Source organism: uncultured Campylobacter sp. (genome assembly GCF_937981295.1).
Lineage (GTDB): Bacteria > Campylobacterota > Campylobacteria > Campylobacterales > Campylobacteraceae > Campylobacter_B.
Window position 1 is genome coordinate 1 of the sequence record NZ_CALJPC010000067.1, and the last position, 25,633, is coordinate 25,633.

The following is a 25,633-nucleotide window of genomic DNA, read 5'->3' on the forward strand; positions in this document are numbered from 1 at the left end:
CCATCCGCTCAGTACCAATCACCACGAGACCGCCTAAATCTGCGACACCTGGACCCAACTTTATATCCGTACCGCGGCCGGCCATATTCGTTGCGATCGTCACCGCGCCCTTTACGCCCGCGTCTTTGATGATCTGCGCTTCACGCTCGTGATTTTTGGCGTTTAACACGGAGTGCGCGATGTTTTCTTTGACCAAAAGCTCGTGCAGCTTCTCGCTCTTTTCAATCGACGCCGTACCCACTAGCACGGGCTGACCTTTAGAATTTAGCCGCTTGATCTCATTTATGACGGCGTCAAATTTCTCGCGCTCGGTCTTGTAGATAAGATCGTTTTGATCCTTTCTGATAACCGGCACGTTCGTAGGGATAGAGACTACTTCGAGTTTGTAAATTTGAGAAAATTCCGTTGCTTCCGTCTGTGCCGTACCCGTCATACCAGCGAGTTTTTCGTAAAGGCGGAAGTAGTTTTGAAAGGTAATGTCGGCAAGAGTTTGGCTCTCCTCCTGGATTTGCACGCCCTCTTTAGCTTCAAGAGCCTGATGCAAGCCTTCGCTGAATCTGCGCCCCTCGCTAAGACGACCCGTAAATTCATCCACGATTATGACCTGCCCGTCGCGCACGACGTAGTGCACATCCTTTTCAAATAGATAATTCGCCTTAAGTGCTTGATCAAGGTAGTGGCTAAGCACGGCATTTTCGAGACTATAGAGGTTATCGACGCCAAAAAGCTTCTCGGCTTTTGAAATTCCTGCCTCCGTGATCAAAACGGCGCGGTTTTTCTCATCTACGGTAAAATCACCCGTAGCTTTGCCTTTCGGATCGGCTGGCGCCTCGCCGCGGATCATTTGGCGAGCTACTTCGTTTGCCTTGATGTAGCCGTCTAAAGTACGGTTCGTAGGACCTGAAATGATAAGTGGCGTTCGTGCTTCGTCGATTAGTATGCTATCGACCTCGTCTACGATTACGAAATGATGCCCGCGCTGCACCTTTTCATCCGCGCTAAATTTCATATTATCGCGCAGGTAGTCAAAGCCAAACTCGTTGTTTGTGCCGTAGGTGATGTCGCACGCGTATGCGGCTTTGCGCTTGGCGTCATCGTATTCACCGCCTACGATCACGCCGGTGCTAAGCCCTAAAAATTCATATAGCTCGCCCATTTGCGCAGCATCGCGCTTAGCTAGGTAGTCGTTTACGGTCACGACATGCACGCCCTTGCCCTCCATCGCGTTTAACACCACCGCTAAAGTCGCTACGAGGGTCTTTCCTTCGCCCGTTTTCATCTCTGCGATCGCGCCGTCGTTTAGCACTAAACCGCCTATCAGCTGAACGTCGAAGTGGCGCATATTTAGCACTCTTTTGCCCGCCTCTCGCACGATAGCAAATACTTCGTTAAGCACGTCATCCGTGCTCTTTTCGCCCGCGCGAACTTGCGCTCTTAACGCTTCAAATTCCGCCTTAAGCGCCGCATCGTCCATCGCCGCGTAGTTTTCTTCAAGCGCACTGATCTGTGCTGCACGCTTGGCGTATTGTTTGACGATCCTATCGTTTTTAGTACCGAAAATCCCGTGGATGACCTTTTTAAACATCTCAAACCTTAGTTTTAAAATTTTAACCGCGCATATTAACATATTTTTAGTTTCTATTTAATTAAATCCTAGAAAAACGGCTATAATACGCGCAAATTTTCAAAAATAAAGGCAAAATTTATGAAAAAAACTCTTATTTCTTTAGCGGCAAGCTGCATTTTTGCATTCGCAAGCGGGATAGAATTCGATACGCTGAGCGCAAATTTTTCGCAAACCGTGCAGAGCGACGATGCGAAAATCAGCTACGGCGGCGATTTTAGCGCCACGAAAGAGCACGCCGTGTGGCATTATAAGACCCCTACGATAAAAAATATCTTTTTTAGCTTCACAAAGGTCGTCGTAATCGAGCCCGAACTTGAGCAGGCCATCATCACGAATATCAAAGAAACGCCGAATTTAACGGCGATCCTAGCGAACGCAAAGCCAAATAAAAACGGCGTTTATGAGGCGAGCTTCGACGACGTGAAATATCTAATCGAGCTAAAGGGCGATTTGCCGAGCAAGATCAGCTACACCGACAAAATGGACAATAAAGTCGTCATTAATCTAAGCAACGTCCGCAAAAACGCGCCGGTGAATGAGGCGATCTTTAAGCCCATAATCCCGAAAAACTACGACATCATCACGCAGTAGGCGCGCGTGAGGCTACTTTTCGTCTGTCACGGCAATATCTGCCGCTCGCCGATGGCGCAATCCGTGATGCAAAATTTCATTAATCAAAGCGGTCTAAGTGCGCGCGTGAGTGTGGATTCTGCGGCGACGCACACCGACGAGATCGGCTCGCCGCCTTACTATGAGACGCAGCGCGTGCTAAAAGAGCAAAAGGTGCCGCTCGTAGCGCATCGCGCCGTGCAGGTCACGCCCGCAGACTACGAGCGCTACGATCTAATTCTTTGCATGGACGATGAAAATATGCGCTCGCTGGGGCGAATTTTTCGCGGCAAGGATATGGCTAAGGTAAAATTTCTTTTGGAATTTGCAGGGGGAAATTTTACAAGCCTCGATGCGCGAAATTTCAAAGACCCGGTAAAACGAACCGGCTTAAATTTAAAAGGCGCCGGTTCAAATTTAACCCATCCCGAACACCTACAAATCGCCGATCCATACTACACGCGCGATTTTGAGCGCTGCTACGCAGATATCAAACGCGGCTGCGAGGGACTCTTGCGATACATTAAAAATTCAGACGGAATTTGCTAAAATCCGCGATTAAATTTTAGCGTCTTCAAAGAGGCGCGGCTTAAAGTGATAATTCAAGGAAAAATATGTTTAGGCTTTTGATCGTTCCATATCTGATAATTGAGGCATTTACGACCTATTATTTCGTAAGCGCAAACGGCTTCGCGGCATACGCGGTAGAGATCGTCATAAGCGCGATTTTAGGCGGTTACGTCGTAGCAAACCGCTCGTGGATGGGGTTTTTTAATCTAATGAAAATCTCGCCGAAAGAAATTTTAAGCGGCGTGGGCTTCGTCGTAGGCGGCGTCTTTCTCATTGCGCCTGGCATTTTCGGCGATATTTTGGGCGTTTGCGTAATCACTGCGTCGTTTTACTGCGTCACCAGCGACGTGCCTAAATTTAACACGAGCAGAGAAAATTCCGAAAAAAGCGAACGAAAATTCTGGCGACGCCACCGCGCAAACGACGACGTCATCGACGTAGAAGTGATCGAGGAGAACGAAATCGAGATCCGAAAAAGCATAGGAGAGGAAAAATGAAAAATTTGATCATCGCTACGCGCGGCAGCGTGCTTGCGCTGTGGCAGAGCGAGCATATCGCATCGCTGCTTGAAGCACATGGCATCCAAGCGCAGCTAAAAAGTATGAAAACCAAAGGCGATAAAATTTTAGACACGCCGCTTGCAAAGATCGGCGGCAAGGGGCTTTTTACGAAGGAGCTTGAGGAGAGTATGCTTCGCGGCGAAGCACATATCGCCGTGCATAGCCTAAAGGATGTGCCCGTGGAGTTTCCGCAAGGACTCGTACTGGCTGCGATCTGCGCGCGCGAAGATGTGCGCGATGCGATGATTAGCGAAAAATACTCTAAATTTGACGAGCTACCCCACGGCGCAAAAGTCGGCACCACGAGCCTTCGCCGCAAGATGCAGCTGCTTAGCATGCGAACTGATTTAGAGATAATCTCCTTGCGCGGTAACGTCCAAACTCGCTTGAGAAAGCTCAAAGACGGGGAATTCGACGCGATCATCTTAGCGATGGCGGGCATCAACCGATTAAATTTACGCGCCGAGGTAAAGCACGTAGCGCCCTTTGAAATCTCGCAGATGATCCCTGCGATGGGGCAAGGAGCGCTCGGCATCGAGGCGGTGGACGAGCCGCAAATCCTGCGCGCGATAGAGTTTTTAAAAGATGGGCACGCGATTATCGAAACGACCGTAGAGCGGGATTTCGTTAGGGTTTTGGAGGGCGGCTGCCAGGTGCCGATCGGCATCAACGCGCGCCTTGACGGCGAAAATATCCACATCAGCGCGATAGTGGGCCTGCCAGACGGCAGCGAGAGCATCCGCCAAAGCATCGTCGCGCAAAAAAGTAAGTGGCAAAGCGTAGGCGCGGAGCTTGCGCGCGGCTTTATCGAAAAGGGCGCAAAGCAGCTTCTTGCGCGCGCTGAAGCGATGGCGAGCCTATAAGAAGCCCTAATGCAAAAAGAGCAAATGCCGCTTTTTATCATCAAAGATTATTGGACCAAGATTTATATCGATTTGGGCGTTACTTCGTCCATCGTCATGCTTGTTTTTGAACTCGTCACTAGGGGTATTCACTGGCATTACTGGGTTGGGGTTTGGATTTTAACCTTAATAGGTCTTTTAGGGATAAATAAAAACAAATTTTTAAGCTTCTATCCCGGCAGAATAGAATATAACAAATCCTCTGCAAACTATCAAGAAACGATAGTTACAAAAAAATCTATCGACATAGCGCGTATTGATAAGGTAGCGATTTATAAATTCGTAGATTTTGCGGTAGAAGAATTTAGCTATGATAAAAATATTGGCACCTTTAAAAAGCTTATTTTAACGGCTTTTTCGTGGATATTGTATTTGATGGATTTGATATGCTTTGCCGTTTTACGGCTAAGGGGTAGGATAAAAAGCATAAATTTATATGTCTTAATATTTTTAGACAGCGAAAATGGGGTATTCGTCGGTATCCCGCTTGCGATGTTAAGCGATTTTGAACGAAAAAATTTGGAAAAATATTTAAGAGATGAACTCAAACTAAACCTGGAGGATATCGAGGTTAGAGATAGGCTTTTGAATATAAATTTTATGTAACGCCGCTAGCTTACGTGACGATGTGGAATTTTACGTCAATATGAAATTTCTGAGATTTATTTGGCAAGATGCTAGACAGATCTGAAAGCGGCGAAGTAGCGTATAAATTCTGGAATTTATACGGCGACAATGCGGAAATTTTATGCTGCTCATCGGCGGGGTCACCGATAACTCCGTGGGCTTTTTGCGGGTGCAAGATGAGGCAGACCTGCCGCAAATGAGCCCTAGCGAGTTTATAATGATAGAAAAAATTGCGCCGAATTGGTATCTTTTTAAAACCACATAAAAAGCCGCGCCGCAAGCGAGTTTGTAGCTTCGCGGCGATCTAAATTTAAAAGCGTCATCCGCGCCTTAATCATACCGCCGATCAAAAAAATCGCGCGAATTTTAAATTTAAGAAGACGATCTGTAAATTCTGCACGCCGTAAATTTTTAAAGAATTTTAAAATTTTTTGAAGTCTAAATTTAAACAAAGCGCCGCCAAAGCGCGCCGCGTTGCGCTAAATTTAGAATCAAAAGGCGAGATGGCGCAGCCTTAAACGCCACCCGGCCCAGGCTTAAACTGCGCAAAGTCCACTCCCGTCGCGTCCAAAACCGCCCGCGAATAAAAATAGAGGCTGTAAAATAGCTCATCGTCGTAAAAATGCTCCTTCCAGCGCTCCTCGTCATTCTCATCGCTCTGCGGCCACAGATATTTTTCCGCAAGCATATCCGAAAAGCTCGCCAGCGGCGCTGCGTGCGAGATCTTATCGGCGTCATCGCAAATCTCAAGCATAAACGCAAAAAATCCGCCGAGCCGAGCCGCGATAAAGCCTGCCGCTTCGTTTTCGCAGTTTTCGTTTTTTCCGTTTATGTCCGCTGTAGCGTTTTGATTATTTTTATTCGCGTTTTTACCCGCTGTAGCGCGAGCCCGCATAAAGATGCGCGCCAAAAACAGCAGCGCAAAAAGGGGTTACGTGCCAAAGCGTACTTTGATGCTCTATCTCGTTAAAAATCTTACTAAGCGCGTCCTGAAGGTCCTTGGCGTCAAATTTCTCCCGCTCGCTCGCATCCGAGCTCTTATCCGCCGCGCTCGTTTTAAATTTACTCGCCTGGCTCGCTTTAAATTTTATCGCCGCGCTATCCGCACTCTTAAATTCCGCCTCGCCGCACTTCGCCGCGTCCGTTTTAAGCTCCGTCTCTCCGCCCGCTTTAAATTTCGCCGCTTCGTTATCTGCCTTTTTAAATTTCGACTCACTCTTTTGCGCTAAATTTACGGAATTTTGCGCCGCGCCGCATCTTGCTGCATCCGTAGAATTTTACCAGCAACCGGGCTTGCTTTTTAAATTTTGCCCTGCGCTGGACTCGGTTGTTGAATTTAACACTCTGTCTAAATTTTGCTCGCCGCCCGAGCCGCGCGACGCATCACAAGCTTTGATTGCCAGCGCGAGTTTCTTAAAAATTTCGGGGAATTCGCTCGCCCTGCCGTAAGCTGTCGTGAGCCTACTCCACGGCACGTCCTGCGCTTTCAAATTTGCGATATATTTTAAATTTTGCTCATTCATCCGCGCTCCTTGCGAATATTTTTAAATTTAAGCTCCGCGAGCCGCTAAAATCTGCGCTCTCGGTTCAAATTTAGCCTCTTTCGCACGCAAATTTAAACTAAGCCCAGGCGCAAATTCTACCTCGTAAGCTCCCTACTTTGCTCGATTAGATCCTTGATCTGTTCACGCGGCACCGCATCAAGGCAGACGCTGATCCAGTGTTTTTTATTCATATGGTAGGCGGCAAAAATTCCCTTTTCGTCACGCAAAATCGCCGCCAAATCGGGCGAAACTTTTAAATTTATCACATCGCTTGAGCCAGGAAGTGCGCGACCGAGCTTTTCGTTTGCAAGCCCGCGCATCAAAAGCGCAAACCACTTGCGCTTCCCTCCTGCGTGACGAAAAACCGCAAAATTAGGATATTCATCCCACAGATACTCGCCGTCCGCACCATAGCGCTGCTTCATTAGTTTTAGGACGCTGCTGAAGTTCATTCTCGTTCCTTAATATCGATCTTTTCTTTGCGCAATCGCGCCAGCCACTCATCCAGCGTCTTTTCAAAGCCGATCCCCTTGCTTTCGTAAAATTTCGCCGCCTCGCTCATATAGGCCTGCTCAACCCAGCCGCCGAAGTCGTGCGGGTATTTGTAGTCTGCAATCTGCTTGTCCGAGTTGATGAGATAGCGCGGCGTAGGTAGCGGTGCAGCGGAGCGGACGAATTTCAAAGCGGCGTTGATGCCCAAATATGCGGCGTTTGATTTGGGGCTGTGCGCCAGATAGATCGCGCATTGCCCCAAGATAATGCGAGCTTCTGGGTAGCCGATCTTACTGACGGCATTTAGCGTGCTGACGGCGATATTTAGGGCGTTTGGATTGGCATTGCCGATGTCCTCGCTAGCTAGGATCACCATCCTGCGCGCGATAAAATCCGCGCTCTCACCCGCATCTATCAGCCTCGCGACATAATACAGCGCGGCGTCGGCGTCGCTTCCGCGCAGGCTTTTGATCATCGCGCTTGCGAGCTCGTAATGCAGATCGTCGCTGCTAACGCCCGCAGCGACGGCATTTGCGCGCAGCGTGCGAAGCGTATCCAGCGTAATGGCGCTGTCTGCCAAAAGCGCAAATTCGAGCAGGTTCAACATACTCCTTGCATCGCCGCTGCTGGAGTTTAGCAGGTATTTTCGCGCCTCCTCGTCCATCTCAAAGCCGATTTCGCCCTGAGCGCGCGCTAAAAGCGCCTCCAAATCCTCGTAGCTAAGCGGTTCGAACTCAAAGATCATCGAGCGCGAGCGGATGCCGCTGCTTAGCACGAACTGCGGATTTTCCGTCGTCGCGCCGATGATGATCGCGGCGTAGTTTTCCATCGGGATTAGCAGCACCTCCTGCTGCGTCTTGCTGAGGCGGTGGATCTCGTCGATGAAAATGAGCGGCTTGATGAGCGAGCCGGCGTGCGAGGATAGAATTTTGCGGATATCCTCGACCTTCAGGCTCGTGGCGTCAAGCTCGTAAAAATCGTAGTTCAACTCGCTTGCGATCACGCGCGCCATCGTCGTTTTACCGCTGCCTGCGGCGCCGAAAAATATACTGTGCGGGATGCTGCCTGCGGCGACGAATTTTTTAAAAACCGCTACGATCTTGCCCTGCCCCACGATCTGCTCTAAGCTTTTGGGGCGAAATTTCAAGCTCAAACTCATTTTGCAACCTTAAAAATTTTGCCCCGATGATAGCGTTTTTATGATTAAATTTTAAAATTCGGCTAAATTTAAAAGGCGGGATCCAGATTTTACATACGGCGCGGGTTTGAAATTTATGCACGGCGCGGGCTTGGAATTTTAGCCGCACGAGCGAGCTTTAAAATTTCAGATAGGATTTTAAAATTTATGCCGCGTGTGCGGACGGCGATATAAAATTTGCGGCAAGAACGGATCGTGCAGATTTAGCAGGTCTAGCGGTTTTATATTTAATGCCCTGCGTATTACGCGGTAACGCAGCCATACATAGCGCGCCAAAAATCAGCTAGGCACGCAAGATGAAATTTTAAAATTTAGCCCTATTTTGGGGCTAAATTTTATCTCGCAGCGAGCGACGAGCTGATAAATCAACAAATTAATAAACGCAAAATCAGCAAAGCTAAAAAATCGTTGCGCTCTTATAAAATCATCGCACAACCATCGCGACTATCGCTTCGCTCGCGCAGAGAAACTATCGCATTAATTCTCGCGCCTACGTAACGCGAAAAATGTAAAATATAATCACGCAATCGCCGCAATAACCCGCGCGATCGCGCAAAACTCATCGCGCCAATTCCGACGCCAGCGTGAAATTTAATCGCGCAAAGCTGCACGTCTGCATAAAATGCGTAAAATTACCGCGCCAACGGCCTGCTCGTGCAAAAACCGCCGTCTATTTGAAAAGCTCGGTAGAAAGATACCTCTCGCCGGTATCGCAGAGGATCGTAACGATCACTTTGCCCTTGTTCTCGGGCTTGGCAGCGATCTGCGCGGCAGCATAAACGTTCGCACCGCTTGAGATGCCCACGAGCAAGCCCTCTTTTTGTGCCAGCTGTCTAGCTGCCGCAAACGCATCGTCGTTCTCAACGCTCAAAAAGCCGTCGATGACGCTTCTATCAAGATTATCAGGGATAAAATTTGCGCCGATGCCCTGAATTTTATGCCCACCCGCACTGCCGCACGTAAGAAGCGGCGAGCTAGCAGGCTCCACGCCGTAGGCTTTTAGGTTTGGATTTTTAGATTTTAAAAATTTCGCCGTGCCGCTGAGCGTGCCGCCGGTACCAAATCCCGCGACTAAAATATCTACCTTACCGCCGCTTTGCTCCCAAATTTCAGGTCCAGTGCTTTGAAAATGCGCCTTTGGATTGCTCGGGTTATCAAACTGGCTCGGGATGAAGCTATTTGGAGTGCTCGCAGCCAGCTCATTTGCCCTATCTACCGCGCCTTTCATTCCAAATTTCGGGTCGGTCAGCTCGATTTTAGCGCCGAATGCCGCGATGAGCTTTTGGCGCTCGATACTCATCGAGCTTGGCATTGTTAAAATTAGCTTCATACCGAGCTTTGCTGCGATCATCGCAAGCCCTACGCCCGTGTTTCCGCTGGTAGGCTCTATCAAAACGCTATTTTTATCGATTTTGCCCGAGCTTAGCGCGTCTTTTACGATCTGCCACGCGATGCGATCTTTGACCGAGTGGCTCGGATTTAAAAATTCCGCCTTGGCTAGGATGAGGGCATTTTTGCCAAACGTATTGATTCTGACTAACGGAGTATTGCCGATGAGCTCCGTAACATCGTTTGCTATTTTCATATTTTTCCTTTAAATGCTGAAATTTAAATACTGGACGCTTCGCGCCATCATCTCCTCATAGCTGCTTAGAGGCTCGTTAAATATCTCTGCCAGCTTGACGTCAAATTTCTCAAAAAACGCCCGCAGTCCGGGATCGCTCATCTGAATGCTAGTCATCCGCAGATCCTTTTCAAGAGCGGTAAAAATTTCACCGAAAGAAATCTCACTAGCATCTCTGGCTAGGTGATAGCCGCCGTTTTTACCTTTGATGCTACACACTAGCTTCTCGTTTCTAAGGGTATTTAGAATTTGCTCCAAATAATTCTTAGAAACTCCCGTACGCTCGGCGATCTCTTTTATACTTATAGGCGCTACTTCGCTAGCTTTGGCGATCTGCAAAATCGCAGCCAGCCCATAAACGCCCTTTGTGCTTAAAAGTGCCATTATTTCAGTGCCTCGCTAAGATCAGAAATCAAATCGTTCGCGTCCTCTATACCCACGCTTAGGCGGATTAAGCTCGCAGGCACGCCAGCGCGGTTTAGCTGCTCCTCGTTTAGCTGCGAATGCGTCGTGCTCGCAGGATGAGTGATGATCGACTTAGTATCGCCGATATTTGCTACGACAGAGAAAATTTTAACCTTACTAACCGCCTTTAGCGCTGTTTCTTCGCTATCTACGATGAAGCTCATCAGACTGCTTGCATAGCCGTTTTTAAATTTCGCTTTAATCGCGGTATTAAATGGCGAGCTTGCAAGCCCCGGATAATTGACCTGCTTTACCTTCGGATGATTTTGCAAAAATTCTGCTATCTTTAGCGCGTTTTGCGAGTGTTTTTGCATGCGAAGCGGCAGTGTTTCAAGCCCCTGGATGAGCTGAAACGCGTTAAACGGCGATAGCGTCGCACCAATATCGCGAAGCAGGGACAAGCGAATCCTAAGCGTATAAATGTCGAAATTATCTACTAAATCCGCATAAATTAAGCCGTGATAGCTCTCATCAGGCTCGTTGAAATGTGCGTAACGCGGATTGCCTTTGAGTTTGGAATTTAATCCTTTGCCCGAAACGATTGCACCAGCGATACTAAGCCCCTGTCCGCTTATGTATTTGCTAGCGCTGTGGATTACGACATCGGCGCCGTCATCAAGCGGATTGTAAAGCGCAGGGCTTGGGATCGTGTTATCCGCAATCGTTACTACGCCGTGCTTATTTGCGATTGTAGCGATTTTAGCGGTATTTGCAACCGAAATTTGAGGATTTGAAAGTGTCTCAAAAAAGATCGCTCTAGTCTTATCATCGATTAAACCTTCCAAATTATCCGCAGTTTCGGAGTCAAAAACCCTAGCTTCGATGCCGAAACGCTTGATCGTATGCGCCAAAAGCGTAGTTGCGCCGCCGTAAATTTTCTCGGCGATGATGATATTTTCGCCCGCTGCGGCTAAATTTGCCACCGCAAAAAATATCGCCGCCTGCCCACTAGAGACCGCGATTGCGGCTTTGCCGTTTTCCAGCGCCGCAAGTCGCGCCTCAAAAACATCAGTAGTAGGATTTGTCAAACGCCCATAAATCGGTCCTAGATCGCGAAGTGCGAAGCGATCGGCGGCCTTTTTGCTAGAACCGAAGTTAAACGCGGTGCTTTGATAAATGGGAACTGCCATCGTGCCGTAGCCTGCGACGGAGTCGTAACCGAAGTGAGTTGCGAGGGTTTCTTTTTGCATTTTTGTCCTTTGTAAAAAATTTGACGAATAATAGCGAAATTTTAAAATAAAGTCAAGTATTTTTATATGGTTTTAAAATGCCTATAATACGGGATTTTCTAAAAAAATGTTATTAAAATATAGTTTTATAATATGCGTAATTTTGCCAAAATTTCGAATTTTGCTATAATGCGCGCTTTAATTAAGGAAAAATCATGCAAATCAAAGAAAAAGATGAGCGCGTTAAATATATCCGCGCGTTAGAACGCTTCGTAAAATCCGCCGTAGCACTGCTAAAGCGCGAGGATTTCGATGCAGAGCTTTTTGCGAAGCGAATAGCTAAAAACTACGAAATTTTATCTAAAGCGGCCGCTACGAATCTCGATAGTCCCTACACCAAGGCGCTTGAGAGCTTTGCTAAAAACGTCCTTGATGCTAGCGAGGCAGGACAGACCAGCCATGCTGCGTTTAGATCGGCGCTACAGCATGAAGCAAACGCTCTGCAAAAGCTCAAAAACAATAAAAGTTACAAAAAAGACAAGCACAAAATCGATTTTTTTAAGGATTATTAGATGAAAACCGTGATTTTTGATATGGATGGCACGCTGCTTGACTCTTCGCGCGCGATCGAAATCAGCGTCAATAACACTCGCCGCGAGCTCTACGGCCTAGCGCCACTGCAAAAGAATTTCATCGTCCACACCATCAACGATCCAAGCAAAAACGCCTTTTTGGAATTTTACGGCAAAACCGAAGCGAGCGCCGAAGAACTTGCTTTTTTCGAGAAGGAATTCGTAAGTAATTACCGCGATTTTGCCGTGCTTTACGAGGGTATCGAAGATCTTTTGCACTCGTGCAAAAAAGCAGGATTTTTTCTCGCAGTCGCCTCCAATGCGCCTTCCTATACCCTAAGCGCGATCTTAGAAAAGACGGGGGTGCGCAGGCTATTTGATCTGGTCGTAGGCGCGAACGAGCAGATGCCATCAAAACCCAACCCTGCGATGCTGCTACACGTAATCGCACGCTCACCGCACAAAAACGCGATTTTTTTAGGCGATAGCAAAAAGGATGAGTTAGCCGCGATCCGTGGCGCAGAATTTTTACAAAATTTAGAATTTCAAGGCGGCAATGACGGCGAGAGCTTAAATGCCAGCCGTGACACTAGTAGAAAGAATTTCAGCGCTAGCGAGGGCTTAAGCTCTTGCGGCGAAAATCTTAACGCAGATGAAAAATTCCGCCCTAACGACACAGGTGCTGACGGGGCGGCAACACTAAGCTTTAAAGGCGCTAAGATTTCCGCAAAAGCAGAAGCGACGGAAAGCGCACAAGCTGCAGTAGCGCGATGTTTTCAGGCAAACTTGGCAGATCTAAGAGGCGCAAAACTTGAGTATTTGCAGGTATGCTGGGGGTTTGGCGAGCCTAGCGAACTAAGTCGCAATGCCCTAAACATCACGCAAGCGCGCGAAATCATCGGCGGAATTTAAAGTAGCCTGGCTTTTGAGGCATAGCTAATTAAAAGTAGTATTGCAGCAGGGTAAAATCACGCTTAGGCTCTTAAAACGGAGCGAATTCCATCTTCGCGTGCAACGCAAGCGAAATTAAAATTTAAAAGTGATCCTTGCGCGAAAAATTCCACTAGCACGAGAAACTAGGATTTCATCTGCGCGAGTGGAATTTAAAATTTTAAAAGTAGCTTTTGTGGTGCGGTATTTTATCTGCGTGAAAAATGAAATTCTATCTGTAAAAGGTGGCGGAATTTTAAAATTTAAAGACGCCCTCTCGCGGCTTAATTTAAAATTTGCCTCGAAAGCCAGACTTAAAATTTAATACCAAACGCGATTTTAGCATTCTACCGCGTCCATGAAATTTCAAATTCTCGCAAAGCGGCGGAATTTTAAAATTTTAAAAAGCCTGATCTGTGTTATGCACGCGAGTAGATTTTGCATAAGTAGAATTTATCCGCCGTGCAGAAATCAAGATTTTACCGCACAAGCAAAGCGAAAATCCTCTCCGCCTACGCGAAATCCAAGAATTTTAGCGCTCAAACAAAGCGGAATTCTATCCGCTCAAGCGAAACCTAAAATTTCACTCGCGCCATAGAAGTTTAAAATTTCCGCAAAAATCAAGCTGCTTATTATGTAAATTTAAAATTACGCCTATCTGAAAAGCTTCGCGTTTAATCTGCCACGCGACCAAGATTAAATTTTTAAATTCCGCTCGCTCTGCCTATCTCGAAAACAAGTAAAATTTTAAAATTTATAGATTCAAAGCCCAAAATCCCGCGTTTAAGCTTAAAATTTACCGCACGCAGGCACAAGATCTGCGTAATCGCCCTTGTTTAAAAACCTCGATAGTTTGCCGCGTTCTAACCTAAATTAAATTTTATATTTGCTATAATCGTGAAATTTTAAGGAAGGTAAATGGATATTTTTGAAGGCAGCCCAAGAGAGAAATTTTTTGAAATTTTATCCGCTGCAAGCCCTACTTTGGTGCAAAACGAAATCGAAGAAGCTCTAATCCGCCTAATCGCCTGTGAGCGGCTCTGCGAAGCGTGCGGCATTAGCGAGCGCGAGATCGAAAGCTTCATCGCGCAGCAGGATCTACAAGACGAGCTAAACGACAAATTTTTGCAAATGAGCGGAAATATCCTAAGCAATAACGAATAATGCAAGATCAAATCGATTTAATTATGAAAAGCTTCATCGCAGACTGCGGATATGAGCCCGCTAACGAGATGTTTGCGAAACTTAGCTCAGGCAAAAAACTGCGCTCCAAGCTGCTACTAAACATCGCGCAAAAGGATGAAAAATCGCTGCGTCTATGCGCGATCATTGAGCTGATCCAAGCCGCAAGCCTGCTGCACGACGACGTCATCGACGAAAGCTCGGTGCGCCGCGGCAAGCCCTCGATAAACGCCACCTACGGCTCCAAAAACGCCGTGATGTTGGGCGACATACTCTATTCCAAGGCATACTTCGAGCTTTCTAAATTTGAAAGCCGCATCGCCGCCGCGCTTTCGGGCGCCGTCACGAAGCTTGCCGTGGGCGAGCTGATGGACGTGAGCTTAAGCAATGATTTTAACGACGATGCGAGCAAATATCTGCAAATGATCTATCTAAAAACCTCCGCTTTGATCGAAGAGGTCGCGCGCTGCGGAGCGTTTTTAAAATTCGGCGGCGCAGAAAATCGCGGCGAAATTTCAGATATAAACGGCGCAAAAAACGAGGGCGAAATTCCAAACGCTGCGAAAGATCATGATAAAATTTCAAGCGCGAGCGCAAAATTCGGCGAATACGGCAAAAATTTGGGGCTTGCTTTTCAGATTATCGACGACATCTTAGACGTCACGCAAAGCTCAGAAGCGCTCGGTAAGCCGAGCTTGAGCGATTTCGCGGAGGGTAAAACCACCCTGCCCTACATCTATTTATACGAAAATTTAAATGATTCCGAGCGACAAAAGCTAAAATCGTTTTTTAAAAAGCAGTTGCGCGAGAGCGAAATTTTATGGATCAAAGCGAAGCTTAGCGAGCACGACATTATCGAGCGCTGTATAAACGAAGCTCGTGCCTACGGGCAAAAGGCGCTCGAAGCCGTGGCGGAATTTAAAAACGACAAGCTGGAGCAAATCGTGCGAGATATGATAGATAGGGAGTTTTGATGGCGTATATGAGCGTGAGCTTCACCCACAAAAACACAGACATCACAGTGCGCGAGAAGCTGTCGTTTTCAAACGACGTGCGTAAAAAAGAAATTTTGCGCCTTTTGGCTTCAAACTCCGCGATAGAGGAGTGTTTGGTGCTAAGCACCTGCAACCGCGTAGAAATTTTTACCGCCGTAAGCGACTTCAAAGCGGCTAGCAAATTCGTGCTTTTAGCGCTTTCGCGCGTAAGCGGCGTGAGCTACGACGAGCTAGCCGAGCGCGCCGATATTTACGAGGATTACGGCGCGATACACCATCTTTTTGCCGTCGCAGCTTCTCTTGACAGCCTCGTAGTGGGCGAGACGCAGATCGTAGGCCAGCTCAAAGACGCCTTTAAATTTGCCAAACAAAACGCCCACGCGGGCGCGCAGATCGCAAGAGCGATAGATGAAGCGCTAAAATGCGCGGCGCGTATCCGCAACCAGACTGAAATTTCAAAAAACCCGATCTCGGTCTCAAGCGTCGCCGTGGCGATGGCAAAGGAAAAGTTAGGCTCCTTGCAGGGCGTAAACGCCGTGGTAGTGGGCGCGGGAGAGATGAGCGAGCTAGCGTGCAAACATCTGCTCGCAAGCGGCGCAAATATCACGATCTTAAATCGAAATTTGACTAATGCGCAAAGACTGGCCGCCTCGCTACTTGGCGAGAATTCCTTGGATGCGAAAAATTGCGCGGATGAAAATCCCGGCACAGGAAAAAATTCAGACGGCTTAAATTCCGGAAATGTCGCGAATTTCGCGGGCGAAAATCCCAAGGACGATAAAAATTCCACCGCCTGCGCAAATTCCTCCGCGCAGGTACAATCCCGTATTAAAATCGATAGCCTTGATAATCTCAAAAAATATCTGAACGTAAATAGCCTATTTTTCAGCGCTACGGGCTCGCAAGAGCCGATCATTACCGATAGCTTGCTTGAGCCCAAAAGCTTTAAGCGATATTTTTTCGATATCGCCGTGCCGCGCGACGTGGAGCTTAGCCAGAGCGAGGATATTGAAGTTTACAGCGTAGATGATCTGGAGGAGATCGTAAAGAAAAATTTGCTGCTTCGCGAGGAGCAGGCGCAGATCGCTTACTCGATCGTGGCAAAATGCACGAACGAGTTTTTCAAATGGCTCAAAGCGGCGGCATCCACGCCGATCATCAAAGCCTTGCGTCAAAGCGCGAAGCAAGTAGCTGAGCTGGAGCTAGCCAAAGCGCTTAAAAAGGGCTATCTAAAGCACAGCGATGCAGAGGAGGCGCGCAAGCTGATCCATCAGGTTTTTAAAGCGTTTCTGCACGCTCCGACGGTAAATTTGAAAAACCTCGGCGAAGCGGACGATGCTGACGGCACAGTAAACGCGCTGGTCGAAATTTTTGAACTGCAAGAAAACTACGAAAAATTTTTAAATCAAGAAAACGAGAAAAAGGACAAACAAAATGAAATTTAGTAAGCTTTTCGCTCCGAGCCTAAAAGAGGCCCCCAGAGACGCGGTACTACCTAGCCACGCGCTTTTGATCCGCGCGGGATTTATCGAGCAGCTGGGCAGCGGGCTTTATAATTTTTTGCCGCTAGGAAAGATAGTGCTAGAGCGGATCTGCGCCGTCATCAGGCAGGAGATGGACGCTGCGGGCGCGCAAGAGGTTTCTTTTAGCGTCGTGACGTCTGCGGATGTGTGGAAAAAAAGCGGTCGCTACGCCAAATACGGTAAGGAGCTGCTGCGCTTCAAAGACCGCAAGGATAACGACTTCGTGCTAAGCCCTACCAACGAGGAAGCGGCGGTTTTGATGATCGCGGATAAGATCACGAGCTACAAGCAGCTGCCGCTAAATATCTATCAGATCAATACAAAATTCCGCGATGAGGCGCGCCCTCGCTTCGGACTTCTGCGCGGACGCGAGTTTACGATGAAGGACGCCTATAGCTTCCACGCGGATGCTGCGGATATGAAGCGCGAGTTTGAGGTGATGAGGCAGGCGTACTCGCGGATCTTTACGCGACTGGGATTAAATTTTCGCGCGGTCGATGCAGACAGCGGCGCGATCGGCGGCAGCGGCAGCAAGGAGTTTATGGTGCTAGCGGACAACGGCGAGGACGATATCGTCGTGTGCAAGCACTGCGAGTATGCCGCAAACATCGAAGCTGCGCGCCGTGCGCCCAAAACCACGAACGCCACCGCGCCCGAAACCGACGGCATGATGAAATTTAAAACCCCCGCGATGAAAACGATCGATGCGGTGGCGGAATTTTTCAAAGTGGATAAATTCTACACCATCAAGGCGGTGATCAAAAAAGCGCTATACGAGGATCGCAGCGAGGTCGTAGCGTTTTTTATCCGCGGCTGCGACGAGCTGCAAGAGACCAAGGCGCAAAACGCCTGCGGCGCACTTGAGCTAGTCGATGCTAGCGAGGAGGAGATCGCGCGAGCTGGCTTTACGGCGGGCTTTTGCGGACCTTTCGGACTCGGTGAGGGGGCAAAATTTTATATCGACGCTGAGCTAAAAGGAGCGCGCGAGATGATCGCGGGCGCGAACGAGCCGGATTACCACTATGTGGGCGCTAGCGTGATAAATTTTAACGAATCGCGCTTTGCGGATCTTACCGCCGTGAGCGAAGGCGACGCTTGTCCGTGCTGCGGCGGCGAGCTTAGCATCACAAAAGGCATCGAGGTGGGTCATATCTTTCAGCTCGGCACGCGCTATTCCGAGCCGATGGGAGCGCGATTTTTGGACGCAAACGGCAAGGCTCGTGCGTTTTACATGGGCTGCTACGGCATCGGCGCAAGCCGCCTTATCGCCGTGGCGATCGAAAGCAGCCACGATGAGCGAGGCTGCATCTGGCCGCGCGAGCTGGCGCCTTTCGAGCTTGAGATCATCATTTCAAATCACAAAGACGCGGCTACGGTAGAATTTGCCGAGAAACTGTACGAGCAGTGCCGCGTGCTGGGCGTTCGCACGCTACTCGACGATCGCGCGGAGCGTTTCGGCGTGAAGATGAACGACTTCGAGCTGATGGGCTTTCCGTACGCGGTGCTCGTGGGCAAAGCCCTAGCAGAGGGAAGCGTCGAGTTCATCACTCGCGCAGGCCTAAAGCGGCAGAGCGTAAGCGCGGATGAAATTTTAAAACTTATCGAGACAAAATTAGCCTAGAAAAATTAGTAAGCGCGTGGAATTTAGCCCTAAATCTGGGCTAAATTTTGCCGCCTATTTTGCAATTTACAGACCGATTTTTTTACATTGCGCAGCGTGAAATTTATAAATTTACCGCGCATGACGTTGAAGTAAAACTTAGGCATAACGATAAAATTTACGCTTAAGCTGCACTGCCATTTCACTAAAGCTAAATTTTAAAGTATGAGTTTGCGACTAAGATTACATCGACAGCCAAACCGCTGTTTCAAGGCGAGAATTTAAAGCACCAACTTGACCGCGCAAGTAAAAAGCAAAGGGCGCGTTTCCGCCGCTCTCGCGAGCTGCCAAAACAAAATTCCGCGATAAAATCCCGATCTCTGCCCGCCCTTTTACTAAAACGATTTTTAAAAAGCGAAATTTAAGCAGCGTTTTCACTCCTTTGATTTCGCTCTTTAAATTAAGATTTAAATTTCGCGGCGCAGCGGACGCGTAAATTTAATCGGCGCGCAAAAGCCGATCCGAAATTTTACCGGGTCAAAATTTTGCCTAAATTTATTCGGCGACGACCGATTTTAAATTTTATTCGTAGGCTTGTCGTAGTAACCCCATTTGGCGCGGTATTTTCTCCTCGCTATCCGAGTCAAAACGATCTGAACGATCAAAAGCGCAAGCGTACCGCCGCCCCATTTCAAATATGTGATTCTATAGGAATCGGATATGGTATTGTAATAAAATCTGGTTGCAAAAGCATAATCGTATTTTAAAACCATTTGCCCGTCTTTAAGGGCGATCTGCCGTGCAAGGTCGGTATCGCCCCTGACCCTTTGGTACTAAATTTTTACGTCCTTGTCGTATATCGCGGCCTTGTATCCGTCTATCTGCGTACCGTAAACATCTAAAGAAAAACGCCTCTGCTTAAGCGCGCTATCCACTAAATTTAACCTATAGTAACTAGCCCCTCTACTCTTATTCGTTTGCACATATATGACGCGCCCCTATATGGTCTGCAAATCCTCTGGGCTAGACGGTAGCACCGCGGTGTAGGACATATACAGCGCCGCACCCGCGCCAAGGATAAAAAACAGCAGCACGCATCTTAAAAGCGTATTCATCTGATTAAAGCTAGCGATCTTTTTTTCATCGTATTTTGTATCAAAAAGCATCAAATTCTCTTTTGTTTAAATTTTATTTCGGCGCTTCATCCTGGCGCGCCGTAGCGGCATAAAAGCGGAGCTACGTCGCTATAAGCTATCGCGATCTTTAAATCCGCATTTCTTCAGCTAATACGGCTCGGTTTTTTCCAGTGCTGTGCGCAATACAAGGCGCCGCTTCTGCCGAAATTTAGCTTGGATTTTCATTCATTTTCATTCAACGAAGAGTAAATTTAAAAGCTAAATTTAAAAAGCGCGCAAAAGAAAATATTTCTCTTTTTAAATTCCGCTAAAATTTTATCCAAAACGCGGTAAGCTCGTATCCGCGGGGCTCACCCAACCCGCTCAAGCTTTCAAACGCAAGCGTAACGCCGCTGTTTAAGTTTAACTCCAAACCCTCATCCGTTGCGCGCTCGCGATACTCGATCCGCTCGCGATTTAAAGCGCCTTTTGCCGCCGCAAGACCCATAGGAGCAGGACAGCCCGATAATATCCAAGGCTCTATTTCGATTTGCCGCGCCCTTGCGCCGCCGAAATTTAGAGACTCGCTTCTGAAATGATCCGAAAAAATCATAAAAATTTCGTCCCGAAAAAAGTGAAACTCAAAGGCGCCGTATCTTAAAATTTCAGCCCCCGCGCTCTTAAAGCTCGCGTCTGCGGGGCCAAACATCGAGGCGATCTGCGCGCAACTCAAGCCGCTTCTTACGCCTGCAAACTCGCCCGAGCGAAGAAATTTTAGCATATCGATTTTTAGCATCTCTTCCCCTGTAAACACACATCGCGCCTCTTAAAGCCACTAGCAGCACTGAACGGCACGCTAATAGTTACACGAGCCAGCCATCGCGCTCATCCATGCTTAGCACTCGCTGACATGGCACTAACGAGCAACGGCAAGCCAGACGCGTACATCACATAAAAGTGCGCCGCGTAAAATTTTATCTCGCACCGAGCCAAAATACAGCGCATTTGCAAAATTAAAAACGATCGCAAAATGCCACGTTGTTTCGCAAGTTTTATTTCGCACAGATTTAAAAGCTGCGACAGCCGTATGAAATTTTATATAGTGACTGCATAAATCGCGCGCCGCAAGACTTGAAATTTCACGCCGCAACGCCGCAAATTTCACACTTCCCGCACATCACGCAGTGTCAGTCAGCCAAGCAAAGCTCGAATCTCGTTTGCGAAAACCTCGCGCGTCGCAAGCCTCACTCAAACAAGTACTGCTTGGCATTATTTTAAAATTTCACAAACGACGTAATATCCGAACTTAAGAAGCGTTTTATAAATCCGTTTTAGCTCGTCTGGTGCTGTATTGCGAATAGATAAACTCGTTTGAGTCCGTTAAGACTAGCCGAAAACCCTTTTTAAATGCGCTTCGTAATCCCTCATAAAGCGCTCCATATCGGGATTTTTAATGACGTCGTTGCACATAAAAGTAGGCAGCCTTTTCGTGCCTAAAAATTCATTTGCCTTATGAAAATGCAAATAAACGCCGTCCACGCCCACGCCCTCGAAAAAATCGCCTGGCTTGTCAAATGCCTGAAGCGGCGCATTCCAAGTGACGCTTAGCATGTGCGATTTGCCCTTTATCAGCCCGCCGGTGCCGTATCCGTCGTTTGGATTTGCGCTGTGTCGCCCGTCGTTTGCCACTATCTTGCCTATGCCGCCCATAAACACCTCGTCAACGTACTTTTTGACTAGCCAAGGCTCGCCCATCCACCACGCGGGCATCTGCCAGATCACGGAGTCCATCCATAGAAATTTCTCCACCTCGCCCTCTAAGTCGTAGCCCTCATGTATCGTGGTTTCGCGCGTTTCGTGCCCTAGGGTTTGTAGTGTTTTTTTGGCTAGCTCGTGCAAAGTTTTGTTTAGCTTGCCGCCTTTGCCGTTAAACGGCGCTCCGCCGTTGATAAGTAGTATTTTCATTTTAATCCTTTGATTAAATTTATTCGTTAGCGACGCTCGCACACCTAAGTTAAAATTTCACTTCGCAGCCCTATGCGAAAATATAAGCGTAAATTTTATGAAGCGTTTAATTACTAAATTTTACTTTTACGCTGCAGTTACCACCCTAAAATTTCAAATTTATCGCCGTACACCGCGATCGCCTCGGCGTTATTTATCGGCGTCAAATTTAGCTTGCCGCCGTAAATTTTCAAAATTTCGGCCGAGCTTTGCACGAACGGCTCCTCGCCGTAGTGCGGCACGGGGTAAAATTTCACCAGATCAAGCCCCGTTTGCACCGCCGCTCCGTAGTCGCCCGCATCGTCCATCACGCTCGCGTACTCCACGTTAGGCGCCGCGATCATCGCGCCCGCCGACTCGCCCACATACACGAGCTCACCGCTTCGGACGCGACTAGCGATCAGGCCTGCGAGATTCTTCTTTTTAAGCTCGCGCAAAAGATAAAAGGTGTTGCCGCCGCTTACGTAAAGCACCTGCGCTGCGCCGATCTTTGCCTTGGCTTCGGCCTCGCTTGCCTTGGAAACGTCTAAAATTTGAACCTCAAAGCCCATTTTGGCAAATGCCTCTTTCGCCTCGTCCACGTAGTCTCGGTACTCCTCGACGTTTGCGGCGGTCGGGATAAAAAGCACCTCTTTAGCGCGGATATTTTGCCCGGCATAGTCCTCAAAAAGCGTCGCCGCACCCGCAAAATAGGAGCATAAAAACATCTCTATCATAGTTTTTCCTTTCATTAAATTTGCGCTGATTTAAAGCGCTCGTAAAGCTTGGCCGCAATGACTGCGAGCAATGCGACCCAAACTAGCAGAGTAAATTCTACCGCGCCCACAAAGCAAGCGCACGATGAAAAATAGCGCGGACAGAATTGTGCCGATAAAAGGGCAAAATTTACCGCCGCAGCGATTACAAAATACGCCAAAACCCAAACGGCAACGCAAACCACTCCACAATCACCAACTGCCTTCAAACTTCATTAAAACGACGCGAGCCTGCTAGGCTAGCTAGAGGAGTCTATCAGAGCGAACGATCAAAACGATCAAATCAAGCCGATCAACCGAACCGACTAAAGCAAGTCAACCAAGGTAAAACGGCTAGTGCTTTTTATCTTTAAAAAATCTAACGATCTTAGCTTGCAGCTTGAACCACTCGCCAAGCTCCATTATAGGATGCCCTGCGTAGTTTTTACCGCCCGCTAGATCCTTGCTTATGCCGCCGCGCGCCGCGATCTGAGCGAAATCGCCCACGCTTACGTGCCCGCCGCTGCCGCTCTGTCCGCCCATCACGACGTTGCGCCCAAGCGTCGTCGAGCCCGCAAGCCCCACCTGAGAGACGATGAGGCAGTTTTGCCCTAGCTCGCAGTTGTGCCCGATCTGAACGAGATTGTCGATCTTGCTGCCGCGCTTAACGATCGTAGAGCCGAACACCGCGCGATCAATCGTCGTGCACGCGCCGATCTCGACCTCGTCTTGCAGCACGACGTTGCCGTTGTGATAAATTTTAACGTGCTCGCCCGTTTTGGTGTGCGCGTAGCCGAAACCGTCGCTTCCGATGACGGCGTTTGCGTGGATTATGCAGCGCTCGCCGATGATCGTGTCATTGTAGATGACGGCGTTTGCGTGGATTACGCAGCCGCTTCCGATATGCACGTCATCGCCAATATACGCGCCGCTTAAAATGACGCAGTTCTCACCGATCGTGGAATTTACGCCGATATGCACGCCCTGCCCGATCTGCGCGCTGGCGGCGATCTTTGCGGGCGCGCCGCTGCGAATGAGCGGCTTAGCAAAATGCGCGCTTAAGATCGCAAAGGCTAGATGCGGGTTTTCGCACTCCAGCGCTCGCACGCCGCTTGGGGCTGCGGTGCCGATTTTTACCAATACGGCGGCTGCTTTGGTGGCGAATAAAAATTTCTCGTTTTTGTCGCTATCGCAGTAGCTTAGCTCGCTTTGCCTTGCGTTTTGAAGCGAATTTATCGCGGTGATCTCCGCATCCGCTCCGCTAAGCTCTATGTTTAAAATTTCGGCAATTTTAGATAATTTCATTTGCGCTCCTTTGATTAAATTTTATCGCCGCTTACATATCCAGCGCGACGCTGCCGCCTCGGACGATGTCGATCGGATTGTATTTTTTTATCGTCTTTAAAAATCCGTCGATGCGGTCTGCGTCGTCGCACGCCATGATGACGATCTTGCTGTCGTCGCTGTTTGCGATGCTGCCGTTGTAGGCTTTTAAAACGGCAGCAAGCCCCGCTAAATTTTCGCCCAGCGCGATCTTTACCAAAACCATCTCCTTTTCGACGAATTTTGCATCCTCAATGACCTTGTAGACGGGGATCAGCTTATGAAGCTGCTTAGTGATCTGCTCTATGACGCGCTCGTCGCCCGAAGTGACGATGCTAAGGCGCGATAGACCGGTATTTGGGATCGGTGCAACGGTGAGACTGTCGATATTATAGCCGCGCCCTGCAAAAAGCCCCGAGATCCGCGACAAAACGCCGTGCTCATCGGTAACGACGACCGATATTACTCTTCTTATGCTATTCATCCTAAGACTCCTGCTCAAAAATCATATTATAAAGCGCGCCGCCTGCGGGCACCATCGGCCAGACGTTTTCAAAGCGATCGATCTTGGCCTCGATGACGCTCACCTTTTTGCTAGCAAGAGCCTGCTTCAGCGCATCTTCAAATTCCGCTTTGGTGCTAACGCTAAAGCCCACGCCGCCGAAGCCTTCAGCAAGCTTTATAAAATCGGGCTGAACTTTAAGATCGGTCGCTGAGAAGCGCTGCCCGTAAAATAGACTCTGCCACTGCCGCACCATACCTAAGAAATTGTTGTTTAATACGATATTTACGACGTTTAAGCCGCTCTCGCTCGCAGTCATCAGCTCTTGGATATTCATCAAAATCGAGCCGTCGCCGCTGAAATTTATAACGGGTCTATCTCCCGCATAGGCCTTCGCGCCCAATGCCGCAGGAAGGCCGTAGCCCATCGTGCCCTGCCCGCCGCTACTTAGCAGAGTGCGTGGCTTGCAAAACGGATAAAACTGCGCGACCCACATCTGATGCTGCCCCACGTCCGTAGCGATGATAGCGTCCTCGCCCGCGATTTTTGCGGTACTTTGTATAACCCACTGCGGCTTTAAAATTTCATCGCTGTCATTAAATTTAAGCGGGTGAATTTCATCGTATTTGCGGATGAGCTCGCGCCACTGCTCGAAATTTGCAGGGCTGACCTCGCTTCTAATGCGCGGCAGCATCTCCTCTAGCACCGATTTCACGTCGCCCACGATCGGATAATCCGCGTTTACGATCTTTGAAATCGAGCTAGGATCGATATCAATGTGGATGATCTTTGCGTTTTTGCCGAATTCGCTAAGCTTACCCGTGACGCGATCGTCAAATCTCGCACCCAAGCAGATTATCAGATCAGACTCGCTAAGCGCCATGTTTGCGGCGTAACTACCGTGCATGCCGACCATACCTAAATTTAATTTATCGTCGCTTCGCACGGCTCCTAGCGCCATAAGGGTTTGCACGACCGGGATCTGCGCAAACTCGCTAAGCTCGCGCACCAGCTCGCTTGCGCCCGCGCTAATAACGCCGCCTCCGATGTAGAGGATAGGCTTTTTGGAGTTTGAGATTAGCTCGACGGCTTTTTTGATCTGTTTAGAATTACCCTTATAATTCGGCTTGTAAGTCTGCATCTTGATTTCGCTAGGATATTCAAAAACACCAAGCTTCGCCGTTACGTCTTTAGGGATGTCGACGTGCACGGGTCCAGGTCTGCCGCTGCGAGCGATATAAAAGGCTTCTTTTAAAATTCTAGGCAGCTCTTCGATCGTTTTAACTAGATAGTTGTGCTTGACGCAAGGGCGTGAAATTCCGATCGCATCGATCTCTTGAAAGGCGTCGGTGCCGATGAGCGAGGTCGCCACCTGTCCGCTGATAAGCACGATCGGGATGCTATCGCTATACGCCGTAGCAAGCCCCGTAAGCGCGTTCGTAAATCCGGGTCCGCTCGTGACGACCGCCACGCCGACCTTGCCGCTAGCGCGCGCATATCCGTCCGCAGCCATCGCCGCAGCCTGCTCGTGGCGCACCAAAATGTGTCTGAAATATTTTTGTTTGTAAATTTCATCATAAATATTTAGCGCCGCGCCGCCCGGGTAGCCGAAAACAACCTCGACCCCCTCCTGCCGCAACGCCTCCACGATCATCTGCGATCCGCTAATTTCTTTCATACGCCCATCCTGTTTCGTTGGAATAATTTTGTGATTATATTATTTTGTAAATTAAATTTCACGAATTTTAGGCGCTAAATCGGGTCGA

General features: G+C 48.5%; 30 protein-coding genes. 13 read left to right on the forward strand and 17 right to left on the reverse strand.

The features are described 5' to 3' along the window. Positions 1–1,585: preprotein translocase subunit SecA (gene secA / locus Q0135_RS05460; protein WP_297988975.1), on the reverse strand; the 1,585-nt coding region annotated here is incomplete at its 3' end. Positions 1,586–1,705: 120 nt separating this feature from the next. Between secA and lolA the strand changes: the two genes are divergently transcribed. From lolA to Q0135_RS05490, 6 genes are all read left to right on the forward strand, one after another. Then, positions 1,706–2,218, forward strand: a complete 513-nt coding sequence (gene lolA / locus Q0135_RS05465) for a LolA-like outer membrane lipoprotein chaperone (RefSeq protein ID WP_297988978.1) — start codon at positions 1,706–1,708, stop codon at positions 2,216–2,218. 6 nt (positions 2,219–2,224) lie between these two features. Continuing rightward, positions 2,225–2,785: a low molecular weight protein-tyrosine-phosphatase gene (locus Q0135_RS05470; RefSeq protein WP_297988981.1), complete on the forward strand. Its 561-nt coding sequence runs from the start codon at positions 2,225–2,227 to the stop codon at positions 2,783–2,785. Between the two features lie 65 nt (positions 2,786–2,850). Then, the gene (locus tag Q0135_RS05475; RefSeq protein ID WP_297988983.1) at positions 2,851–3,303 is read left to right on the forward strand and encodes an FxsA family protein; all 453 of its coding nucleotides are present in this window, start codon (positions 2,851–2,853) and stop codon (positions 3,301–3,303) included. Continuing rightward, a complete protein-coding gene (gene hemC, locus Q0135_RS05480) occupies positions 3,300–4,229 on the forward strand; it encodes a hydroxymethylbilane synthase (RefSeq protein WP_297988984.1) in 930 nt (309 codons plus the stop codon). Before Q0135_RS05475 ends, hemC begins: the two co-directional genes overlap by 4 nt. A gap of 9 nt (positions 4,230–4,238) precedes the next feature. Beyond that, complete coding sequence (locus Q0135_RS05485; protein WP_297924082.1) at positions 4,239–4,874, forward strand: hypothetical protein; 636 nt, start codon at positions 4,239–4,241, stop codon at positions 4,872–4,874. A gap of 142 nt (positions 4,875–5,016) precedes the next feature. Next, a complete protein-coding gene (locus tag Q0135_RS05490) occupies positions 5,017–5,160 on the forward strand; it encodes a hypothetical protein (protein WP_297988985.1) in 144 nt (47 codons plus the stop codon). A gap of 249 nt (positions 5,161–5,409) precedes the next feature. Here the strand turns inward: Q0135_RS05490 and Q0135_RS05495 are convergent, their stop codons facing one another. From Q0135_RS05495 to Q0135_RS05525, 7 genes are all read right to left on the reverse strand, one after another. Continuing rightward, positions 5,410–5,790, reverse strand: a complete 381-nt coding sequence (locus Q0135_RS05495) for a hypothetical protein (protein WP_297988987.1) — start codon at positions 5,788–5,790, stop codon at positions 5,410–5,412. 382 nt (positions 5,791–6,172) lie between these two features. Beyond that, entirely contained in the window at positions 6,173–6,418 is a 246-nt protein-coding gene (locus tag Q0135_RS05500) for a hypothetical protein (protein WP_297988990.1), read from the reverse strand. Positions 6,419–6,534: 116 nt separating this feature from the next. After that, positions 6,535–6,891 carry an MmcQ/YjbR family DNA-binding protein gene (locus Q0135_RS05505; RefSeq protein ID WP_297988991.1) on the reverse strand — a complete coding sequence of 119 codons (357 nt, stop codon included), beginning with the start codon at positions 6,889–6,891 and terminating at the stop codon, positions 6,535–6,537. Then, positions 6,888–8,090, reverse strand: a complete 1,203-nt coding sequence (locus tag Q0135_RS05510; RefSeq protein ID WP_297988994.1) for a replication-associated recombination protein A — start codon at positions 8,088–8,090, stop codon at positions 6,888–6,890. The genes Q0135_RS05505 and Q0135_RS05510 overlap by 4 nt, the downstream gene beginning before the upstream one ends. 709 nt (positions 8,091–8,799) lie before the next feature. After that, positions 8,800–9,714 (reverse strand): cysteine synthase A, encoded by a 915-nt coding sequence (cysK, locus tag Q0135_RS05515; protein ID WP_295151870.1) that lies wholly within the window; start codon positions 9,712–9,714, stop codon positions 8,800–8,802. Positions 9,715–9,723: 9 nt separating this feature from the next. Beyond that, positions 9,724–10,137 (reverse strand): Rrf2 family transcriptional regulator, encoded by a 414-nt coding sequence (locus Q0135_RS05520; protein WP_005870604.1) that lies wholly within the window; start codon positions 10,135–10,137, stop codon positions 9,724–9,726. Then, a complete protein-coding gene (locus tag Q0135_RS05525) occupies positions 10,137–11,408 on the reverse strand; it encodes an aminotransferase class I/II-fold pyridoxal phosphate-dependent enzyme (RefSeq protein WP_297988996.1) in 1,272 nt (423 codons plus the stop codon). The genes Q0135_RS05520 and Q0135_RS05525 overlap by 1 nt, the downstream gene beginning before the upstream one ends. Before the next feature lie 194 nt (positions 11,409–11,602). Between Q0135_RS05525 and Q0135_RS05530 the strand changes: the two genes are divergently transcribed. The 7 genes from Q0135_RS05530 to Q0135_RS05560 all read left to right on the forward strand — a co-directional run bounded on the left by Q0135_RS05530 (position 11,603) and on the right by Q0135_RS05560 (position 18,210). After that, positions 11,603–11,959, forward strand: a complete 357-nt coding sequence (locus tag Q0135_RS05530) for a hypothetical protein (RefSeq protein WP_297988999.1) — start codon at positions 11,603–11,605, stop codon at positions 11,957–11,959. Beyond that, the gene (locus Q0135_RS05535; protein ID WP_297989002.1) at positions 11,960–12,871 is read left to right on the forward strand and encodes an HAD family hydrolase; all 912 of its coding nucleotides are present in this window, start codon (positions 11,960–11,962) and stop codon (positions 12,869–12,871) included. 376 nt (positions 12,872–13,247) lie between these two features. Further along, positions 13,248–13,487, forward strand: a complete 240-nt coding sequence (locus tag Q0135_RS05540) for a hypothetical protein (RefSeq protein ID WP_297989004.1) — start codon at positions 13,248–13,250, stop codon at positions 13,485–13,487. A 320-nt stretch (positions 13,488–13,807) separates the two neighbouring features. Beyond that, entirely contained in the window at positions 13,808–14,053 is a 246-nt protein-coding gene (locus Q0135_RS05545; RefSeq protein ID WP_297941526.1) for a DUF2018 family protein, read from the forward strand. Further along, on the forward strand, positions 14,053–15,045 hold the full coding sequence (locus Q0135_RS05550) for a polyprenyl synthetase family protein (protein ID WP_297941527.1): 993 nt from the start codon (positions 14,053–14,055) through the stop codon (positions 15,043–15,045). The genes Q0135_RS05545 and Q0135_RS05550 overlap by 1 nt, the downstream gene beginning before the upstream one ends. Next, positions 15,045–16,511: a glutamyl-tRNA reductase gene (gene hemA / locus Q0135_RS05555; protein ID WP_297989006.1), complete on the forward strand. Its 1,467-nt coding sequence runs from the start codon at positions 15,045–15,047 to the stop codon at positions 16,509–16,511. Before Q0135_RS05550 ends, hemA begins: the two co-directional genes overlap by 1 nt. Then, the gene (locus tag Q0135_RS05560; protein ID WP_297989008.1) at positions 16,501–18,210 is read left to right on the forward strand and encodes a proline--tRNA ligase; all 1,710 of its coding nucleotides are present in this window, start codon (positions 16,501–16,503) and stop codon (positions 18,208–18,210) included. Before hemA ends, Q0135_RS05560 begins: the two co-directional genes overlap by 11 nt. A gap of 554 nt (positions 18,211–18,764) precedes the next feature. On the opposite strand, the gene Q0135_RS05565 is transcribed toward Q0135_RS05560, so the two are convergent. The 9 genes from Q0135_RS05565 to Q0135_RS05605 form a co-directional block, all read right to left on the reverse strand. Then, positions 18,765–18,962, reverse strand: coding sequence for a hypothetical protein (locus tag Q0135_RS05565; RefSeq protein ID WP_297962827.1), 198 nt, complete (start codon positions 18,960–18,962; stop codon positions 18,765–18,767). A gap of 60 nt (positions 18,963–19,022) precedes the next feature. Continuing rightward, entirely contained in the window at positions 19,023–19,172 is a 150-nt protein-coding gene (locus Q0135_RS05570) for a hypothetical protein (RefSeq protein ID WP_297962825.1), read from the reverse strand. Positions 19,173–19,187: 15 nt separating this feature from the next. Further along, complete coding sequence (locus tag Q0135_RS05575; RefSeq protein WP_297962823.1) at positions 19,188–19,355, reverse strand: hypothetical protein; 168 nt, start codon at positions 19,353–19,355, stop codon at positions 19,188–19,190. 277 nt (positions 19,356–19,632) lie between these two features. Then, positions 19,633–20,118 carry a hypothetical protein gene (locus Q0135_RS05580; RefSeq protein WP_297989011.1) on the reverse strand — a complete coding sequence of 162 codons (486 nt, stop codon included), beginning with the start codon at positions 20,116–20,118 and terminating at the stop codon, positions 19,633–19,635. A gap of 572 nt (positions 20,119–20,690) precedes the next feature. After that, positions 20,691–21,269 (reverse strand): NAD(P)H-dependent oxidoreductase, encoded by a 579-nt coding sequence (locus Q0135_RS05585; protein WP_297989015.1) that lies wholly within the window; start codon positions 21,267–21,269, stop codon positions 20,691–20,693. 137 nt (positions 21,270–21,406) lie between these two features. Beyond that, positions 21,407–22,024, reverse strand: coding sequence for a Type 1 glutamine amidotransferase-like domain-containing protein (locus tag Q0135_RS05590; RefSeq protein ID WP_297989017.1), 618 nt, complete (start codon positions 22,022–22,024; stop codon positions 21,407–21,409). A 372-nt stretch (positions 22,025–22,396) separates the two neighbouring features. Then, a complete protein-coding gene (lpxD, locus tag Q0135_RS05595; RefSeq protein WP_297989019.1) occupies positions 22,397–23,347 on the reverse strand; it encodes a UDP-3-O-(3-hydroxymyristoyl)glucosamine N-acyltransferase in 951 nt (316 codons plus the stop codon). Between the two features lie 31 nt (positions 23,348–23,378). Further along, on the reverse strand, positions 23,379–23,849 hold the full coding sequence (ilvN, locus tag Q0135_RS05600; RefSeq protein ID WP_297989021.1) for an acetolactate synthase small subunit: 471 nt from the start codon (positions 23,847–23,849) through the stop codon (positions 23,379–23,381). A 1-nt stretch (position 23,850) separates the two neighbouring features. Continuing rightward, the gene (locus tag Q0135_RS05605; protein WP_297989023.1) at positions 23,851–25,545 is read right to left on the reverse strand and encodes an acetolactate synthase large subunit; all 1,695 of its coding nucleotides are present in this window, start codon (positions 25,543–25,545) and stop codon (positions 23,851–23,853) included. Positions 25,546–25,633: the final 88 nt, after the last annotated feature.

Coding starts and splice junctions, on each gene's coding strand:
- lolA (WP_297988978.1), top strand. CDS start 1,706: ATGAAAAAAACTCTTATTTCTTTAGCGGCAAGCTGCATTTTTGCATTC.
- Q0135_RS05475 (WP_297988983.1), top strand. CDS start 2,851: ATGTTTAGGCTTTTGATCGTTCCATATCTGATAATTGAGGCATTTACG.
- hemC (WP_297988984.1), top strand. CDS start 3,300: ATGAAAAATTTGATCATCGCTACGCGCGGCAGCGTGCTTGCGCTGTGG.
- Q0135_RS05485 (WP_297924082.1), top strand. CDS start 4,239: ATGCAAAAAGAGCAAATGCCGCTTTTTATCATCAAAGATTATTGGACC.
- Q0135_RS05490 (WP_297988985.1), top strand. CDS start 5,017: ATGCTGCTCATCGGCGGGGTCACCGATAACTCCGTGGGCTTTTTGCGG.
- Q0135_RS05495 (WP_297988987.1), bottom strand. CDS start 5,790: ATGCGGGCTCGCGCTACAGCGGGTAAAAACGCGAATAAAAATAATCAA.
- Q0135_RS05500 (WP_297988990.1), bottom strand. CDS start 6,418: ATGAATGAGCAAAATTTAAAATATATCGCAAATTTGAAAGCGCAGGAC.
- Q0135_RS05505 (WP_297988991.1), bottom strand. CDS start 6,891: ATGAACTTCAGCAGCGTCCTAAAACTAATGAAGCAGCGCTATGGTGCG.
- Q0135_RS05510 (WP_297988994.1), bottom strand. CDS start 8,090: ATGAGTTTGAGCTTGAAATTTCGCCCCAAAAGCTTAGAGCAGATCGTG.
- cysK (WP_295151870.1), bottom strand. CDS start 9,714: ATGAAAATAGCAAACGATGTTACGGAGCTCATCGGCAATACTCCGTTA.
- Q0135_RS05520 (WP_005870604.1), bottom strand. CDS start 10,137: ATGGCACTTTTAAGCACAAAGGGCGTTTATGGGCTGGCTGCGATTTTG.
- Q0135_RS05525 (WP_297988996.1), bottom strand. CDS start 11,408: ATGCAAAAAGAAACCCTCGCAACTCACTTCGGTTACGACTCCGTCGCA.
- Q0135_RS05530 (WP_297988999.1), top strand. CDS start 11,603: ATGCAAATCAAAGAAAAAGATGAGCGCGTTAAATATATCCGCGCGTTA.
- Q0135_RS05535 (WP_297989002.1), top strand. CDS start 11,960: ATGAAAACCGTGATTTTTGATATGGATGGCACGCTGCTTGACTCTTCG.
- Q0135_RS05540 (WP_297989004.1), top strand. CDS start 13,248: ATGAAATTTCAAATTCTCGCAAAGCGGCGGAATTTTAAAATTTTAAAA.
- Q0135_RS05545 (WP_297941526.1), top strand. CDS start 13,808: ATGGATATTTTTGAAGGCAGCCCAAGAGAGAAATTTTTTGAAATTTTA.
- Q0135_RS05550 (WP_297941527.1), top strand. CDS start 14,053: ATGCAAGATCAAATCGATTTAATTATGAAAAGCTTCATCGCAGACTGC.
- hemA (WP_297989006.1), top strand. CDS start 15,045: ATGGCGTATATGAGCGTGAGCTTCACCCACAAAAACACAGACATCACA.
- Q0135_RS05560 (WP_297989008.1), top strand. CDS start 16,501: ATGAAATTTAGTAAGCTTTTCGCTCCGAGCCTAAAAGAGGCCCCCAGA.
- Q0135_RS05565 (WP_297962827.1), bottom strand. CDS start 18,962: ATGGTTTTAAAATACGATTATGCTTTTGCAACCAGATTTTATTACAAT.
- Q0135_RS05575 (WP_297962823.1), bottom strand. CDS start 19,355: ATGCTTTTTGATACAAAATACGATGAAAAAAAGATCGCTAGCTTTAAT.
- Q0135_RS05585 (WP_297989015.1), bottom strand. CDS start 21,269: ATGAAAATACTACTTATCAACGGCGGAGCGCCGTTTAACGGCAAAGGC.
- Q0135_RS05590 (WP_297989017.1), bottom strand. CDS start 22,024: ATGATAGAGATGTTTTTATGCTCCTATTTTGCGGGTGCGGCGACGCTT.
- lpxD (WP_297989019.1), bottom strand. CDS start 23,347: ATGAAATTATCTAAAATTGCCGAAATTTTAAACATAGAGCTTAGCGGA.
- ilvN (WP_297989021.1), bottom strand. CDS start 23,849: ATGAATAGCATAAGAAGAGTAATATCGGTCGTCGTTACCGATGAGCAC.
- Q0135_RS05605 (WP_297989023.1), bottom strand. CDS start 25,545: ATGAAAGAAATTAGCGGATCGCAGATGATCGTGGAGGCGTTGCGGCAG.